13 protein-coding genes are annotated in these 17,165 nt (G+C 40.8%); 12 read left to right on the top strand and 1 reads right to left on the bottom strand.

The features are described from left to right. The first annotated feature begins 1,938 nt into the window (after positions 1–1,938). The 9 genes from cas6 to alaS all read left to right on the top strand — a co-directional run bounded on the left by cas6 (position 1,939) and on the right by alaS (position 12,671). Positions 1,939–2,670, top strand: a complete 732-nt coding sequence (gene cas6, locus HMPREF2991_RS10320; protein ID WP_000821019.1) for a CRISPR-associated endoribonuclease Cas6 — start codon at positions 1,939–1,941, stop codon at positions 2,668–2,670. Continuing rightward, positions 2,651–4,945 carry a type III-A CRISPR-associated protein Cas10/Csm1 gene (gene cas10, locus HMPREF2991_RS10315; protein WP_000711729.1) on the top strand — a complete coding sequence of 765 codons (2,295 nt, stop codon included), beginning with the start codon at positions 2,651–2,653 and terminating at the stop codon, positions 4,943–4,945. The genes cas6 and cas10 overlap by 20 nt, the downstream gene beginning before the upstream one ends. Beyond that, positions 4,946–5,326: a type III-A CRISPR-associated protein Csm2 gene (gene csm2, locus HMPREF2991_RS10310; RefSeq protein WP_000996503.1), complete on the top strand. Its 381-nt coding sequence runs from the start codon at positions 4,946–4,948 to the stop codon at positions 5,324–5,326. Next, a complete protein-coding gene (gene csm3 / locus HMPREF2991_RS10305; protein ID WP_000852937.1) occupies positions 5,326–5,988 on the top strand; it encodes a type III-A CRISPR-associated RAMP protein Csm3 in 663 nt (220 codons plus the stop codon). The genes csm2 and csm3 overlap by 1 nt, the downstream gene beginning before the upstream one ends. Position 5,989: 1 nt before the next feature. Beyond that, positions 5,990–6,895, top strand: a complete 906-nt coding sequence (gene csm4 / locus HMPREF2991_RS10300) for a type III-A CRISPR-associated RAMP protein Csm4 (protein ID WP_000221421.1) — start codon at positions 5,990–5,992, stop codon at positions 6,893–6,895. Next, on the top strand, positions 6,892–7,986 hold the full coding sequence (gene csm5, locus HMPREF2991_RS10295; RefSeq protein WP_000846388.1) for a type III-A CRISPR-associated RAMP protein Csm5: 1,095 nt from the start codon (positions 6,892–6,894) through the stop codon (positions 7,984–7,986). Before csm4 ends, csm5 begins: the two co-directional genes overlap by 4 nt. Next, positions 7,958–9,247, top strand: a complete 1,290-nt coding sequence (gene csm6, locus HMPREF2991_RS10290) for a type III-A CRISPR-associated CARF protein Csm6 (protein WP_000153850.1) — start codon at positions 7,958–7,960, stop codon at positions 9,245–9,247. Before csm5 ends, csm6 begins: the two co-directional genes overlap by 29 nt. Before the next feature lie 298 nt (positions 9,248–9,545). After that, positions 9,546–10,031, top strand: coding sequence for an LURP-one-related/scramblase family protein (locus HMPREF2991_RS10285; protein ID WP_000847083.1), 486 nt, complete (start codon positions 9,546–9,548; stop codon positions 10,029–10,031). 21 nt (positions 10,032–10,052) lie between these two features. Continuing rightward, positions 10,053–12,671, top strand: coding sequence for an alanine--tRNA ligase (gene alaS, locus HMPREF2991_RS10280; protein ID WP_070567652.1), 2,619 nt, complete (start codon positions 10,053–10,055; stop codon positions 12,669–12,671). An 86-nt stretch (positions 12,672–12,757) separates the two neighbouring features. Here the strand turns inward: alaS and HMPREF2991_RS10275 are convergent, their stop codons facing one another. Then, positions 12,758–14,206: an alpha-amylase gene (locus HMPREF2991_RS10275; protein ID WP_070567650.1), complete on the bottom strand. Its 1,449-nt coding sequence runs from the start codon at positions 14,204–14,206 to the stop codon at positions 12,758–12,760. A 272-nt stretch (positions 14,207–14,478) separates the two neighbouring features. Between HMPREF2991_RS10275 and HMPREF2991_RS10270 the strand changes: the two genes are divergently transcribed. From HMPREF2991_RS10270 to HMPREF2991_RS10260, 3 genes are read left to right on the top strand one after another with little or no spacing between them, the layout of a single operon-like run. Then, the gene (locus HMPREF2991_RS10270) at positions 14,479–15,642 is read left to right on the top strand and encodes a class I SAM-dependent rRNA methyltransferase (protein WP_070567648.1); all 1,164 of its coding nucleotides are present in this window, start codon (positions 14,479–14,481) and stop codon (positions 15,640–15,642) included. Continuing rightward, entirely contained in the window at positions 15,639–16,316 is a 678-nt protein-coding gene (gene aroD / locus HMPREF2991_RS10265) for a type I 3-dehydroquinate dehydratase (RefSeq protein WP_070684033.1), read from the top strand. The genes HMPREF2991_RS10270 and aroD overlap by 4 nt, the downstream gene beginning before the upstream one ends. Further along, positions 16,306–17,160 carry a shikimate dehydrogenase gene (locus HMPREF2991_RS10260; protein ID WP_049490174.1) on the top strand — a complete coding sequence of 285 codons (855 nt, stop codon included), beginning with the start codon at positions 16,306–16,308 and terminating at the stop codon, positions 17,158–17,160. The genes aroD and HMPREF2991_RS10260 overlap by 11 nt, the downstream gene beginning before the upstream one ends. The last annotated feature ends 5 nt before the right edge of the window (positions 17,161–17,165 follow it).

Below are 17,165 nucleotides of genomic sequence, written 5' to 3'. Positions count from 1 at the left end.
TCCCAAATCCTCGTATAGACACCTATCTACCTCGAGAGGGGCCGGAAACTCAAGAAACTTTTTTGTCATCATGCACTGTGAGCAAGATGGTATAGCTACCTATCTACCTCGCGAGGGGCCGGAAACTCAATCTCTTCATAATCGGGAAGAATATTTGTAAAGATAAAGTATAGCTCCCTATCTACCTCGAGAGGGGCCGGAAACTATTCGCCAATTTGATTTTCTTGTCCGTCACGCACGTATAGCTCCCTATCAACCTCGAGAGGGGCCGGAAACCCAGAAATACCCTTGAATGGATAATCATCATCTAAGCGGGTTATAGCTCCCTATCTACCTCGCGAGGGGCCGTAAACAAGTAGTCACGAATAATAAAGTCCAAAGTCCTTACGGTATAACAGTGTATAGACACCTATCTACCTCGGGAGGGGCCGGAATTGGGACAAGGTACACGGCTTTAGTTGCTTTCTTTTGCTTGTATAGATACCTATCTACCTCGCGAGGGGCCGGAAACGGTAGCAAGATAGGTACGATAGCACCGTCTGAATTGAGTATAGATACCTATCTACCTCGGGAGGGGCCGGAAACTGAATAAAGTTCATGATCGTACGTTGATCATCTTGTGTATAAGAACCTATCTACCTCGTAAGGGGCCGGAAACTAGAAAATGTATTTTCCAACATTAGCGAAGTTACCTTGAAGATAAACACCTATCTACCTCGAGAGGGGACGGAAACCGGATAAATCCAGATTCAGCAGAAGGTGTCACGTTACGTATAGCTACCTATCTACCTCGCGAGAGGCCGGAAACACAGGGTCTGTTTTTACAGGTTTCACAGTTGTTTTTAGTATAGATACCTATCAACCTCGGGAGAGGCCGGAAACACATACCTGATGACATTCATATCAGGATTGATGTGTATAGATCCCTATCTACCTCGAGAGGGGCCGGAAACCCTCTTTTTATAACCCTTCCTAACTGAACTTCTTTCGTATAAGAACCTATCCACCTCGAGAGGGGACGGAGACCACGCTCTAAATTTTGGAATCATCCCAAATCCTCGTATAGACACCTATCTACCTTTAGAGGGGCCGGAAACTGGATAGTTTTAGAGAAAATCCTGTTCTCAATGTGGGATTTTATAGATATCTATCTACCTCGTGAGGGGACGGAAACAAGGCATAAGCTGGTGTAATATCCGCCGCATTATGAGTATAGATACCTATCTACCTCGCGAGGGGCCGGAAACTTTGACTGCCCCTGATTCTTTACACTAGGCGGTGTTCTATAGGTATAGATACCTATCTACCTATCTACCTCGAGAGGGGGCGGAAACCAGTGGGATAGTTTGTAAAAGTCTGTGCTAAGGTAGGTATATCTCCCTATCTACCCCGCTAGGGGCCGGAAACCCAAACAACCCACCTACGATTGAATATGAAGTATCAGAGTATAGATACCTATCAACCTCGAAAGGGGCCGGAAACAATTATTTTTCTAGTAATTCGTCGAGCGTGATCGCACGTATATCTCCCTATCTACCTCGAGAGGGGCCGGAAACATAACTTGCTTATCTTTTCCTTGTAAAGTAATTTTTGTATATCTCCCAATCTACCTCTCAAGTGGCCGGAAACTTTGGTGGTTCAGGAGTATGAGTTGTTACCTTCGCTACAAGTATATCCACCTATCTACCTCGCGAGGGGCCGGAAACCGTGTAATTCTTTCTGAAGTTGTTTGATTTTTTTGATTGGTATAGATACCTACCTACCTCGCGAGGGGCCGGAAACATTTTACTCAGAAGCTCTTTGATTTTCTTGTTAGTGTGTATAGATACCTATCTACCTCGAGAGGGGACATTTTCATAAGGGTAAAGGATTCCAAAAGTAAAAGAAAAAAGCGCTCATGAGAAAGCAAAAGCGCTGTTGTATCAATAAAGGAGGCATATGAAACGCATCGAACTATCATTTAAGCGGATTGAGCAATCACCGAGCGACCTATCGACAAAATTCCAAGGTTTTCTTATGGAAAAGCTAGAACCAGACTATGTGACTTGGCTACATGAGCAGGAAACCAACCCCTACTCACTAAAAATCATTCATCAAAAGGACAAGACCCTATGGTCCCTTCATCTCCTGACGGATGAGGCTGTCAAGCAGATCCTGCCTGTTCTATTGGAGCTAAAGAGAGTAGAGCTTCATGATTTACCGACTCTCATGGTAGAGTCTTTATCCATGCAAGATCTCAGTTCGGAGCAACTCTTTGAGTTCTTTAATGAAAACCAAGATCGGTCACTCTACACCATTTGTTTTCAAACTCCAACAGGATTTCGGTCCCAGGGAGAGTACGTGCTCTTTCCGACCATGCGTCTCATCTTTCAGAGTTTGATGATGAAGTATGCACGTTTGGTCGAGAATCGTCAGGACATCGAAGAGGAAACTCTGGACTACTTGGTCAAGCACAGTAGAATTACCAGCTATCGATTGGAGTCCAGCTATTTTAAAGTCCATGGCAAAAAAATCCCTGGTTTCAGGGGGAGATTGACCTTTAAGATTACAGGTCCAAATACCTTGAAAGCATACGCCAATATGCTTCTGAAATTTGGGGAGTACTCAGGTATCGGCATGAAAACTAGTTTAGGGATGGGAGGTTTAGAACTTGAAGAAAGAAAAGATTGATTTAGTTTATGGATCACTTTTGCACGCTATCGGCAAGGTGATTCAAGGTTCCAGGTATGATGAGAAAGACCTAGGTACCATTGGGTCCGAATGGTTTAGACGCTTTTCGGATAATGAAAAGATAGCTCAGCAGATAGCCAAGGCGACTTCTAGTGATTTGCCGACGGACTTAGCTCCTGATAGTTTGGTCTATATCACGTCAGCTGCCGCAAAGATTGCTTCAGGCCTAAAAGGAGCAGCAGATACTCATGGAGGTAAAGAAGATTTCCTAAGCAAACAATCGGATATCTTCAATGTATTTTCAGATAGCCCTAGTCAGCGTTATCTTGATGCGCGTCCATTAGAGCTTGACGGGGAACCAAACTATGCTAAGGGATCGAGTGAGCCGTCTGACAAGTCAGACTATGACTTGATAGTAGCGACCTTAGAAAAAGAGTTTGAGAGATTTGACTTTAGCCAATCTGAGATAGATGCCCTTTTGAATCTCCTTGAGTCTACTCTTTCCTATGTACCTGTTTCGACAAGAACCAAGGGATTATCAGATATTTCTCTAGCAACCTACAGTCGTCTGACAGCTGGCTTTGCCCTAGCTATAGAGGACTATTTAGCAGACAAGAATTGCCGTGATTATGACAAGGTACTGGGACAGGATTTAGAAGCTTTTTATAGCGAAAAAGCCTTTTTATTAGCAAGTTTTGACCTGTCAGGGATTCAGGATTTTATCTACAATATCGCAACAGCTGGTGCAGCTAAGCAACTAAAAGCACGTTCCTTGTATCTAGATTTTATGGGGGAACATATCGCTGACAGCTTACTGGAGAAGTTAGAGCTTACGAGGGCTAATCTTCTCTACGTCGGTGGAGGGCACGCCTACTTTATCCTTCCAAACACCGAAAAAACTAGAGAAACCTTGGCTAGCTTTGAAGCAGAATTCAATCAGTTTTTGGTCAAGCATTTCCAGACAGGTTTGTTCGTAGCATTTGGTTGGAGTCCGTTTTCTGCCAATGATATGACAACGACACTGGCCGACTATCGAAAAGTCTATCAAACAACCAGTCGGATGATTTCCCAAAAGAAAATTTCTCGTTACGATGCCAAAACTCTACTTGAACTCAACCAAGGAGGAAAAAGCTCCCAGAAAGAATGTGCAATTTGTCACTCAGTCGAAAAGCTTACCAAGTATAAAGATCAAGAGGTCTGCCATATCTGTGCAGGGATGTATCGCTTTGCCAAGGAAATACAAGAAAACTACTATATTGTGACAAAAGAAAAAGGACTGCCGATAGGTCCGGGAGCCTATATTAGTGGTATTTCAAAATCCAACCTTGCCAATGAAGAGTGGGACCGTGTTTATGTAAAGAATAGCTATAGTACAGATATCCTAAAAGCAACCCATGTCTTTGTCGGAGATTACAAATATGCTGAGATTGACCAGTATGCCCAACTATCTCAGGATAGTGAAACTGGACAAGGGATCAAGCGATTAGCAGTTGTTCGACTAGATGTGGATGATCTAGGAGCAGCCTTTATGGCTGGGTTCTCTTATCAAGATAGTGGCAAGTATAATACTCTGGCACGGTCAGCGACCTTCTCTAGAAGTATGAGTCTCTTCTTTAAGGTCTATATCAACCAGTTTGCAAGAGAGAAAAAACTATCGATCATTTATGCCGGTGGAGATGATGTATTTGCTATCGGTTCTTGGCAGGATATTATTGAGTTTACTATTTGTCTCCGACAAAACTTTATCAAGTGGACAAATGGTAAATTAACCCTATCAGCAGGGATCGGTCTCTTTCCAGATAAAACTCCAGTTAGCCTGATGGCTGAAGAAACTGGTAAGCTAGAAGGAGCAGCAAAGGATAACGACAAGGATAGTATTTCCCTTTTTAAAGCAGGTAATACCTTGAAGTTGGACCAATCTTTTGGCAATGTTGATTCTGAAAGAAATTATACCTTGAAGTTCGACCAATTTATTGACAATGTCTATAATGGGAAACTGAAGAGCATTCGTTACTACTTTAATATTCAAGATGAGCGCGGAAAGAGTTTTGTATACAGACTGATTGAGCTCCTTCGTAACTACGATCGTATGAATATTGCTCGATTAGCCTATTATTTGACGCGCTTAGAGGATCAAACTTCTAAGGATAAAAAAGAAGAGTTTAAAGAGTTTAAGGATTTATTCTTTTCTTGGTATACAGGTAGCGATAATGAACGTAAGGAAGCAGAGATAGCTTTACTTCTATATATTTATGAGATTAGAAAGGATTCATAGATGGCAATTTTAACAGATGATAATTACGTAGATAAGGCAGAAAAGGTTATTAAATCTTTAAATCATACTAAAGATCATAGAAATAATAAAATTAAATTTTTTTTAACAACTACAAAAATTCGAAATCTACTAAATTTAACTAGTAATCTTTTTGATGAAAGTAAGGTCAGATCGTATAAGGAATTGGCTGATAAAATTGCTTATTTAAGAGTGCAGTTTGTTTATCAATCGGGCCGAGAAACTGCGGTTAAAGACTTGGTGAAAAAGGCTGAGATTCTAGACATTCTAAAAGAAATAAACAATAAGGAAAGTCTCCAACGTTTTTGCCGCTATATGGAAGCACTAGTAGCTTATTTCAGATTTTATGGAGGAAAAGATTAATGGCATTTGCAAAAATTCAAGTAACAGGACAAATTCGTCTAGAGACAGGACTTCATATTGGGACAAGCAATGCTTTTGCGGCGATTGGTGCTACGGACTCACCTGTGATTAAAGATCCAATTACAAACTTACCCATTATTCCAGGATCTAGTATCAAAGGGAAAATGCGTACCCTTTTGGCAAGAGTATATAATACTAAATTAGCAGAAAAACCAGGAGAAGATGGGGAAATTATTAGTCGTCTCTTTGGGAATAGTTCAGACAAAAACTATAAAGTAGGAAGACTCATCTTTAGAGATGCCTTTCTAACTAACAAAAAAGATTTAGATTCACGAGCTGTCAAAGGTTATACTGAAGTTAAGTTTGAAAATACTATTGACCGTATCACTGCTGAAGCAAATCCAAGACAGATTGAACGTGCTATCCGAGACAGTATCTTTGGATTTGAGTTGATCTATGAGGTGACAGACAAGAGTCAAGCTCAAGTAGAAGAAGACTTCAAAGTAATTCTTGATGGATTAAAGCTGTTGGAACTTGATTATTTAGGGGGTTCAGGTTCTCGTGGTTATGGTAAAGTTGTCTTTGAGAATCTTAAAGCAAATACAGTTTTCGGAAACTATGATGTTAGTAGATTGAATGAACTTTTAACTACGGAGGTCTAGTATGACCTACAAGATGTATATTATGAACTTCCATACTGCTCACTTTGGAGCAGGTACTCTGGATAGTTCTAAAATGACTTTTGCAGCTGACCGATTGTTTTCAGCCTTAGCTATAGAAGCAAAAAAAATGGGCAAAATGGAGGAATTTGTATCATTAGCAGGTCTAGATGGATTCGTTTTGTCAGATGCATTTCCTTATCAGTCAGGCCCATTTTTACCTAAGCCGATAGGATTTCCAACGTTTGACCAGCCAGACTTAACAACGGATGTTAAAGAAGTAAGACGTCAAGCGAAAATGGCGAAGAAACTTCAATTTATCCCTTTAGATAAATTTGATTCTTATGTAAATGGAACGCTTTTTAAAGACGCAGAACATGCAGTAACAAACATCGTCACTAAAAACCAACCTCATTTAGATGGGGCTCTTTATCAAGTTTCTACAGTTAGATATAGAGATGACTCTTCTCTTTACGTGATTGCTAACGAGTCTGAGCTCTTGAATGAACTCATGGCAAGCTTGCAGTATACAGGAATTGGTGGGAAACGCTCCAGTGGTTATGGACAATTTGATTTGACTATTTTAGATTTACCAGATAGCTTCAAAAATCGTCTCACCAAGGTCCATCAAGGACCTGTCATGACCTTGACGACTTCTCTACCAGTCGAAAAGGAACTTGAATATGCTATGGAAACTGGTTCCTATTTACTAAGTAAATCAAGTGGTTTTGCTTTTAGTACAGAAACTAATGAAAATTACCGTAAGCAGGATTTATATAAGTTTGCTTCTGGATCTACTTTCTCTGAAACCTTTACAGGACAGATTGTAGATGTAAGACCTCTTGATTTCCCACATGAAGTATTAAGCTATGCTAAACCATTATTTTTCAAGATGGAGGGAGAAAGATGAAAACAGAGTATAGAACCTTTCAATTTACCCTCCTAGCCATGGCTCCTATCCATACTGGCAGTGGTGATAAGTACACATCTCGTGAATTTATCTATGAAGATGGGTACTTTTATTTCCCTGATATGGGTAAGTTTTATAATCGAATGGTGGAGAAAGGTTATGATCAGAAGTTTGAGCGCTTTTTACAAGAGAGAAAGGCAAGTGCCAGTAATAATCGTTTGATTTCCTTTTTAGAGGATAACCGTATTTCTGACCGTGATTTTGGTGGTTATAGGATTAAAGAGACTGGTTTTGAAACCGAAAAGAACAACATTGATTCCAAGTTAGGTACTATTAATGAAGTATCAAAGTTTATGCGAGACTCTTATGGTAATCCTTATATACCTGGTAGTTCGTTAAAGGGAGCCATTCGAACTATTTTGATGAATACCAATCCTGACTGGAATAATGAAAATGTTGTGAAAGATAAAAAGGAAAACAAATCTTTGATTCCTTGGGGAGCAAAAAAGGGTCAGAATTATGATGACTTGTTTAATACTATTCGTGTTAGTGATAGCAAACCATTTAGAAATGACAGTCTTATTTTAGTTCAAAAATGGGATCATAAAGCCACCACCCCTCTTGTCAAGCCTCTTCCTTTATATAGGGAAGCTTTAACTCCTGGCAAAATAATTAATTTTAAAATTACCACAACTACAAAGGAGGCGGGGGAATTAATTGAGAAACTTGGTGAGAAAGCATTTGAATTTTATAATGACTATAAGATTTTTTTCCTCAAAGATTTTCCTGAAAATAAAATTCAGCCAAATATTCAATATCCTATATACTTGGGTGCTGGTAGTGGAGCTTGGACAAAAACAATTTTTAAACAAGCAAAAGATATTTTACAAGAACGTTATGAGAATAGCAGAACCACTAGGATGGTTGAAAAGGGAGTCTTGAAATTAACAAAAGCGCCAATGAAAAGTGTTAAAACAACACAAGCAACTCGTAAACTGATAATGAATAATGAATCCTTCTATGAAATGGGCAAGGCGAACTTTATGATTAAGGAGATTACAAATGACAATTTTAATTTCAGCAGTAGGTAATACGGATCCTATCAGTAAGAACAGAGACTCAGCCTTAATGCACATAGCTCGAAAATATAAACCAGAAAGAATCGTCTTACTCTACAGTGAGGAAATGTTAGTTAAAAAAACTCTTATTGAGAGAGCCCTTCTTTCATTTAAAGACTACAAACCTGATGTGAAAATTCATGAGCAAATATTAAGGAATGATGAGGTTTATTTGTATGATAAAATGTATGAGATCATAGGAAAAATTATAAAAGAGTATTCTAAATTAGGGGAGGAATTAATTCTAAATCTATCTTCTGGTACTCCTCAGATAAAATCAGCTCTATTCGCTATAAACCGAATTGATGACTATAATACGCAGGCAATTCAAGTTACCACTCCTAGTAATTCATCTAACAATCCCCAAAAAATACTCTCCAAGGAAGAGGAAGATAATCTGTTTAAAAATAATGAAGATAATCAGGATAATTATGAAAACAGATGTATCATGGATATAGCGGAGAAGTTCAATCATTCTTTAGTTAAACGTCATTTAAGAAGTTTGATAGAGTCATATGATTATTTAGCTGTTGAAAAGATTGTTATCCGGAGAGATTCGAAGGGGCTGCTTTCAAATAAGCAGTTAGCTCGTTTAAGAATCATTCTAACCGACTTAGTAAATGTTTTTAAAAAACAAGAAGTTCTTTCAGAAATTCAGAAATATCCACTTTCAGAGGTTGAGAAAAAAGCCCTTAATTATTTTTTGATGATTGAGATTTTAAACAAACGAGGTCAAGTAGCAGATGTTTTGATTAAGTCAAAATCATTAGTCGAATTTATATTAGAAGATAGAATAAAAAGGAATCATCCGAATCTAATAATATATAAAAATAAGTTACCTAAGCTAAACAAAGAACATCAAGATTTTGAAAAAGTTATCGGTTATTTAGATAGTGATTATAAAAAATCACAGAACGAAAATGAGGGCAAAAAAGAAGACTTTTCTCCTACAACAACTCTAAATCTAATTATATACACTAAAATTTTAGAGTATTACAAATATAGTCCTGAATTAATTAAGTCACTTAGAGTTATCATTTCTTTAAACAATGAGAGAAATAAGGTGGCACATGGCTTGTCAGAGATTGATAGTAAACTAGTCAATTCAAAGAAATTGCAACAGACTATAGATACTTTGCGCTTTATTTTACAAGATACATTTGAGATTGATGATAACTATTTCTCTTGTTACCAAACACTCAATAATGAAATGCTTGACTTACTTCGTCAATAATATACTTTATCAATAAATCTTTTTTTGCTGATGATACATATAATGAGATTGCATGTGCCTGCTTTCCCAGTTGACGCAGAACCCAAAAAACGATATAATAAGAAAGTTGAGAATTGATTTTCAGTCATCTTAGTCCAGAGAAATGGCGGTGCTGCGAGCCATCTAAGTTAGAAAGTCATGCTACTCAATCAGACAATTGCATAAGAATAAGAGAATGACAAGTTCATTGAATGAAGGTGGTACCGCGGTTTTTCGCCCTTCGTGATATGAGCTTGTCTTTTGATTTTTGGAGGTGTTTATGAAGACATTTCTCGTGAAACAAAAGTTTCGTCTTGGGGGCGAACGCTTCGATATCAAGGATGATAGAGGAGTAGTGAACTATCAGGTGGAGGGCTCTTTCTTCCAAATTCCTAAGACCTTTACCATCTATGACGCCTATGGTGAGCAGGTCAGTGAAATCAGTAAAGAATTTTTCACCTTGCTTCCTCGCTTTACTATTCAGCTACGAAACGGTTCCAATTTCGTTATTCGTAAGAAGTTGACCTTCTTTCGAGATAAGTATGAGTTTGATGATCTAGGACTTCGTATCGAGGGCAATATCTGGGATTTGAATTTCAAATTGTTGGATGACCGCGACCAAGTGATTGCCGAGATTCGGAAAGAGATTTTCCATTTGACCTCAACTTACACCGTAACCGTCTATGAAGACTCTTATGCAGACCTGGTCATTTCCCTCTGTGTCGCGATTGACTATGTGGAGATGCTAGAAAGCCAATCAAATTAAACAAGTAAATAAGGAGATATTATGAAACAACTATCTAGTGCTCAAGTTCGCCAAATGTGGCTTGATTTCTGGGCAAGCAAAGGTCACTCTGTAGAACCATCAGTCAGCTTGGTTCCAGTAAACGACCCAACTCTTTTGTGGATCAACTCTGGGGTAGCAACCCTTAAGAAATACTTTGACGGAACCATTATCCCTGAAAACCCACGTATTACCAATGCGCAAAAAGCCATCCGTACTAACGACATCGAAAACGTAGGGAAGACTGCGCGTCACCATACCATGTTTGAAATGTTGGGGAACTTCTCTATCGGGGATTACTTCCGTGACGAAGCTATCACTTGGGCTTATGAGCTTTTGACAAGCCCAGAATGGTTTGATTTTCCAGCTGATAAACTCTACATGACCTACTATCCAGACGATAAAGATTCTTACAACCGCTGGATTGAAGTAGGAGTGGATCCAAGCCACTTGATCCCAATCGAAGACAACTTCTGGGAAATCGGTGCGGGGCCTTCTGGACCTGATACAGAAATCTTCTTTGACCGTGGAGAAGCATTTGACCCAGAAAATATCGGTCTTCGCCTGCTTGCAGAGGATATCGAAAACGACCGTTACATCGAAATCTGGAACATCGTTTTGTCACAATTTAACGCTGATCCAGCTGTTCCTCGTAGCGACTACAAGGAATTGCCGCACAAGAACATTGATACGGGCGCTGGTTTGGAGCGTTTGGTGGCCGTTATCCAAGGAGCTAAGACGAACTTTGAAACAGACCTCTTCATGCCAATCATTCGTGAAGTTGAGAAATTGTCTGGTAAGGTCTACGACCAAGATGGCGACAACATGAGCTTCAAGGTCATTGCTGACCATATCCGTTCTCTTTCATTTGCCATCGGTGATGGTGCCCTTCCTGGAAATGAAGGTCGTGGTTATGTTCTTCGTCGTTTGCTTCGTCGTGCTTCTATGCACGGTCAAAAATTGGGTATCAACGAGCCTTTCCTTTACAAACTCGTTCCAACTGTTGGAAAAATCATGGAAAGCTACTACCCAGAAGTGCTTGAAAAACGTGACTTTATCGAAAAAATCGTTAAGAGCGAAGAAGAGTCATTTGCCCGTACCCTTCATTCAGGTCAACACTTTGCCCAAGGCATCGTAGCTGACTTGAAAGAAAAAGGTCAATCTGTTATCGCTGGGCAAGATGTCTTCAAACTCTACGATACATACGGATTCCCAGTTGAATTGACAGAAGAAATCGCTGAAGAAGCTGGGATGACTGTAGACCGTGAAGGTTTTGAAGCAGCCATGAAAGAGCAGCAAGAACGTGCGCGTGCGTCAGCTGTCAAAGGTGGCTCAATGGGAATGCAAAATGAAACCCTTCAAAACATTACAGTGGAAAGTGTCTTCAACTACAATGCCAGCCAATTGCCTTCTAAGTTGGTGGCTATCGTAGCGGACAATGCTGAAGTAGAAGCTGTATCTGAAGGAACTGCCTCTCTTATCTTTGCAGAGACTCCATTCTACGCTGAAATGGGTGGACAAGTAGCTGACCACGGTCAAATCTTGGATGCTAAAGGAAATGTCGTAGCGACTGTAACGGACGTGCAAAAAGCACCAAACGGACAAGCTCTTCATACTGTCGAAGTTCTTGCACCACTTGCTTTGAATCAAGAATATACCTTGGCAATCGATACTAATCGCCGTCACCGTGTCATGAAAAACCACACAGCGACTCACTTGCTCCATGCGGCTCTTCACAATATCCTTGGCCACCATGCGACACAAGCAGGATCTCTGAACGAAGTAGAATTTCTTCGCTTTGACTTTACTCACTTCCAAGCTGTGACTCCTGAAGAGTTGCGCGCCATTGAACAGCAAGTTAATGAGAAAATTTGGGAAGCAATTGCTGTAGAAACTGTTGAGACAGATATTGACACGGCTAAAGAAATGGGAGCTATGGCCCTCTTTGGTGAGAAATACGGTAAGGAAGTTCGTGTTGTGACCATCGGTGACTACTCAGTGGAACTCTGTGGTGGTACCCACGTTGGCAATACTTCTGAAATCGGTCTCTTCAAGATTGTCAAAGAAGAAGGGATTGGTTCAGGAACTCGTCGTATCTTGGCAGTGACTGGTAAAGAAGCCTTTGAAGCCTACCGTGAACAAGAAGACGCTCTGAAAGCTGTTGCATCAACTCTTAAAGCACCTCAACTCAAGGAAGTACCTCACAAGGTTGAAGGCCTTCAAGAGCAACTCCGTCAATTGCAAAAAGAAAATGCAGAATTGAAGGAAAAAGCAGCAGCTGCAGCGGCAGGTGATGTCTTTAAGGATGTGAAGGAAGTCAACGGACACCGTTACATTGCAAGCCAAGTTTCTGTATCAGATGCAAGTGCCCTTCGTACCTTTGCGGATAACTGGAAACAAAAAGACTACTCTGATGTGCTTGTCCTAGTTGCCGCTATTGGTTACAAGGTCAATGTCCTCGTAGCAAGCAAGACTAAAGATGTACACGCAGGAAACTTGGTTAAAGAATTGGCTCCAATCGTCGATGGACGTGGTGGTGGTAAACCAGACATGGCTATGGCAGGAGGAAGCAACCAAGCGAAAATTCAAGAACTCTTGGATGCAGTAGCAGGTAAATTGTAAGACAATAAAGATCTATCCATTTGGGTAGGTCTTTTTGCCTACTTAAAAAGCCAAATCCGGTTGGATCTGGCTTGTAACTGATAGGTTTATTTTGTTGCCCAAACACTGACTGAACCCGCTGCTACTGGAAATTCTCCATAACCTTCAGCGTTGATTGTAACTTGTGCTGGATGATTTTCAAGGAGGTCAACAAAGGTTTGGTCAGCCCATTCTTGCCCGACAAACATAGATTTGCTGTTTTCTTGGTCATTTGAGATGAGGACAGCGATTGGAGATTGATGTTCAGCACCTGAACGAACCCAACCGATACAGTTGGCATCGTCAAAGTAGTCTGTTTGCTCCCCATATGCCCTGTCTTTTCGGATGGCTAGGAGACGGTCAAGAACTTCTCTGAAATCTTGTTGAGCAAATTGCCCTGAAATGCCGTAATAGTCTCCGTAAAAGACACATGGAAGACCATCTTGGCGTAATAGAATGAGGGCATAGGCTGCTGGCTTGAACCATTCTTCAACAGTAGACTCAAGGGCTTGTCCTCGTTGGGTATCATGGTTGTCAACGAAAGTGACTGCTTTGTCAGGCTTGAGTTCAACCAAGCTATCTGTGAAAATGTTACGAAGGTCGTAACTTGCTCCAGCTTGACTGGCTTCAAAGAGGTTCTGGTGGAGACGAACATCGACAAGATCAAAGCGTTCTTCTGTTTTCTCGAGATAGTCTAGATTGGCTTCCTTGTCTGGATTCCAAAATTCACCAAAAACATAGAAATCTTGACCGTATTTTTCCTTCATATCACGGATGAAATTGCCCATAAAGAAGGAGTCGATGTGCTTAACGGCATCCAAGCGGAAACCAGCTACACCAGTCGTTTCCATGAACCAGTCAGCCCAGTCATAGATGTTTTGGATGACTTCAGGATGCTTAAAGTCTAGGTCGGCATACATGAGGTAGTCGTAGTTACCGTTTTCGTTATCGACCAATTCCTCATTTGCCCAACCTTTATTGTCTCCTTGGATCAGGTAAATACCAGACTTACGGCGTTTGGCATCGTAGTCTGTACCTGTGAAGTGGTACCAGTGCCAGTGGAAGTCATTGTAGGTATCTTGGCGACCATCGAAAGTAAAGTGAGTCCAGCCATTGATAGTAAAGGGCTCGCTTAGTTGAACGGTACGATCCTCAGGGTCCACTTCAATAACCTGAAAGGCTTCCATATGATCGGCAGCAGCCTTGTGATTGAGCACCACATCGGCCATAGGTTGAATTCCCTGTGCTTTTAGGGCTTGAATGGCTTGAAGATAGTCTTCTTTAAACCCATACTTGGTACGGACAGTTCCTTTTTGGTGAAATTCGCCTAGGTCAAAAAGATCGTAAACACCATAGCCGACATCTTTTTCGTTGGTTGCCTTGAAGGCAGGTGGCATCCAGACATGGCTGATACCAAGGTTTGCTAGGTGCTCTGCGTCATTTGTCAGTCGAGCCCAGTGTTGGCCGTCGTGAGGCAGATACCATTCAAAGTATTGCATGAGTGTTTGATTTTGCATGATGTTTCCTCTTACTTGTCAATGTTGAGTTTTATTCTACCATAAAGTTTAGAACTAGGCAAACGTTTGCGCAAGATTCTATACTCATTTCTGAAATTGTCTATTTTTATCGATTAAAATCTCTCTTTCCATTATAAGGGAAAGGATGTTTTGGTGAAAAAGTAAATGGCATAAACTTATTTGAACAAAAATGACACTCAGTAAACTAAAGTACAACTGGTTAAACGGTTTCTTTTTTGAGAATTGTCACAAAATTTGTTATAATAGTAGCTATGAATAGAATCAGGGTCAGCAGACGTGTTGAAAAAAAGCTAGCTAAGGGTCTAGTTCTTTTGGAAGCAAGTGATTTAACAGATATTGAACTGACGGATCAGGCAGTAGAAGTTCTTAGTCAAGACGGAAGGTTTTTAGGGAGTGCCTATCTTTCTCAGCAGAACAAGGGAATCGGTTGGTTCATCAGCAAGGAAAAGGTTCGTTTCAATCAAGCCTTTTTTGAAATTCTGTTTCGTAAGGCCAAGGAAGCTAGAAAGCCTTATCATCAGGATGACTTGACCACTGCTTTTCGCCTTTTTAACCAAGAGGGGGATGGTTTTGGTGGTCTGACTGTTGATCTCTATGGAGATTATGCTGTTTTTTCTTGGTACAACTCCTTTGTTTACCAGATTCGTGAGCTGATCGTAAAGGCTTTTAAGGAAGTTTTTCCTGAGGTCTTGGGAGCTTATGAAAAGATTCGTTTTAAAGGTCTAGACTACGAGTCTGCCTCTGTTTATGGTGAGGAAGCGCCAGACTATTTTACTGTTCTTGAGAATGGCGTGCTCTATCAAGTCTTTATGAATGATGGTTTGATGACAGGGATTTTCCTGGACCAGCATGAGGTTCGTGGGAGTCTGGTTGACGGTCTAGCCATGGGCAAATCCTTGCTCAATATGTTTTCCTATACGGCTGCCTTTTCTGTTGCTGCAGCTATGGGAGGCGCTAGTGAGACGACTTCTGTCGACTTGGCCAAAAGGTCTAGAGAGCTGTCAGAAGCTCATTTTCAGGCAAATGGGCTCAGCACGGATAATCATCGTTTTATCGTCATGGATGTCTTTGAGTACTTCAAGTATGCCAAGCGAAAAGGCTTGACCTATGATGTGATTGTGCTTGATCCGCCGAGCTTTGCCCGCAATAAAAAACAAACATTCTCTGTAGCTAAGAACTATCACAAGTTGATTTCCCAAAGTCTAGAGATTTTAAATCCGGGAGGGATTATCATTGCCAGTACCAATGCTGCCAATGTTTCCCGCCAGAAATTTACAGAACAAATTGATAAAGGTTTTGCAGGAAGAAGGTATCAGATCTTGAACCAATATGGTCTTCCAGCAGACTTTGCCTATAATAAAAAAGATGAAAGCAGTAATTACCTCAAGGTGATTAGTATGAAGGTTAGTAGATGAAATTAATCGTTTCAGTAATGCCAAGAAGTTTAGAAGAAGCGCAAGAACTGGATGCTACTAGGTATGAAGATGCCGATATCATTGAGTGGCGTGCGGACTTTCTTACAAAGGACGCTATTTTACAGGTAGCACCCGCTATCTTTGAGAAATTTGCAGGACGCGAACTTGTCTTTACCCTTCGGACTCGCTCTGAGGGAGGAGAAATCGAACTGTCTTCTGAGGAGTATGTTCAAATCATCAAGGAGGTTACTCAGCTCTATCAGCCGGATTATGTAGATTTCGAGTATTTCAGCTACAAGGATGTATTTGAGGAAATGTTGGATTTTCCAAATCTTGTTTTGAGTTATCATAATTTCCATGAGACACCTGAAAACATGATGGAGATTTTGTCTGAGTTGACCAGTCTTTCTCCAAAAGTGGTCAAGGTATCTGTCATGGCCCATACGGAGCAGGATGTTTTAGACTTGATGAACTACACACGAGGATTTAAAACACTCAATCCTGAGCAAGAGTACGTGACCATTTCCATGGGGAAAATGGGCAAGGTATCTCGTATCACTTCAGATGTGACGGGTTCAAGTTGGTCATTTACTAGTCTGGATGAAGCGAGTGCCCCAGGTCAGATTTCTCTACCAAACATGAAGAAAATCAGGGAGATTTTGGATGAAGCTTGATGGCTACACACGTATGGCGGCTGTCGTTGCAAATCCCATCAAACACTCTATTTCACCCTTCATCCATAATAGGGCCTTTGAGGCGACAGCTACCAATGGTGTCTATGTGGCTTGGGAGATTGAAGCGGGTGACTTGGCAGAAACAGTCGCCAATATTCGCCGTTACCAGATGTTTGGGATTAATCTCTCCATGCCTTACAAGGAGCAAGTGATTCCTTATCTGGATGAGTTGAGTGATGAAGCTTGTTTGATTGGGGCAGTCAACACAGTTGTTAATCAAGACGGAACGTTAATTGGATATAATACAGATGGCAAGGGATTCTTTAAGAGCTTGCCTTCTTTTACAATCTCGGATAAGAAAATGACCATTCTGGGAGCAGGGGGCGCGGCCAAATCAATCTTGGCGCAAGCTATTTTGGATGGCGTCAGTCAAATTTCAGTCTTTGTTCGTTCAGTTTCCATGGAAAAAACAAGACCTTACCTAGACAAGTTGCAGGAGCAAACCGGCTTTAAAGTGGACTTGTATGCTTTAGAAGATCTTTCTGACCTGCAAGAAAAGATTGCTGATTCGCACTTACTAGTCAATGCCACCAGTGTGGGCATGGATGGCCAGTCGTCCCCAGTTCCGACAAGTATAGTCTTACCTGAAGATATCTTGGTCGCAGATATCATTTACCAACCCTTTGAAACGCCCTTTTTGAAATGGGCTAGAAGTCAGGGCAATCCAGCCGTCAATGGTCTGGGAATGTTGCTCTATCAAGCTGCTGAAGCTTTTCAACTGTGGACAGGTAAAGAAATGCCGACAGAAGAAATTTGGCAGTCCTTAACAGAAAAATATAAATAGTGAAA

Origin of the sequence: Streptococcus sp. HMSC072D07, assembly GCF_001814835.1 — a bacterium.
In the GTDB taxonomy this organism is placed as follows: Bacteria; Bacillota; Bacilli; order Lactobacillales; family Streptococcaceae; genus Streptococcus.
Note: the sequence above shows the minus strand (reverse complement) of the source record. Positions and strands in the feature narration are given on the sequence as shown.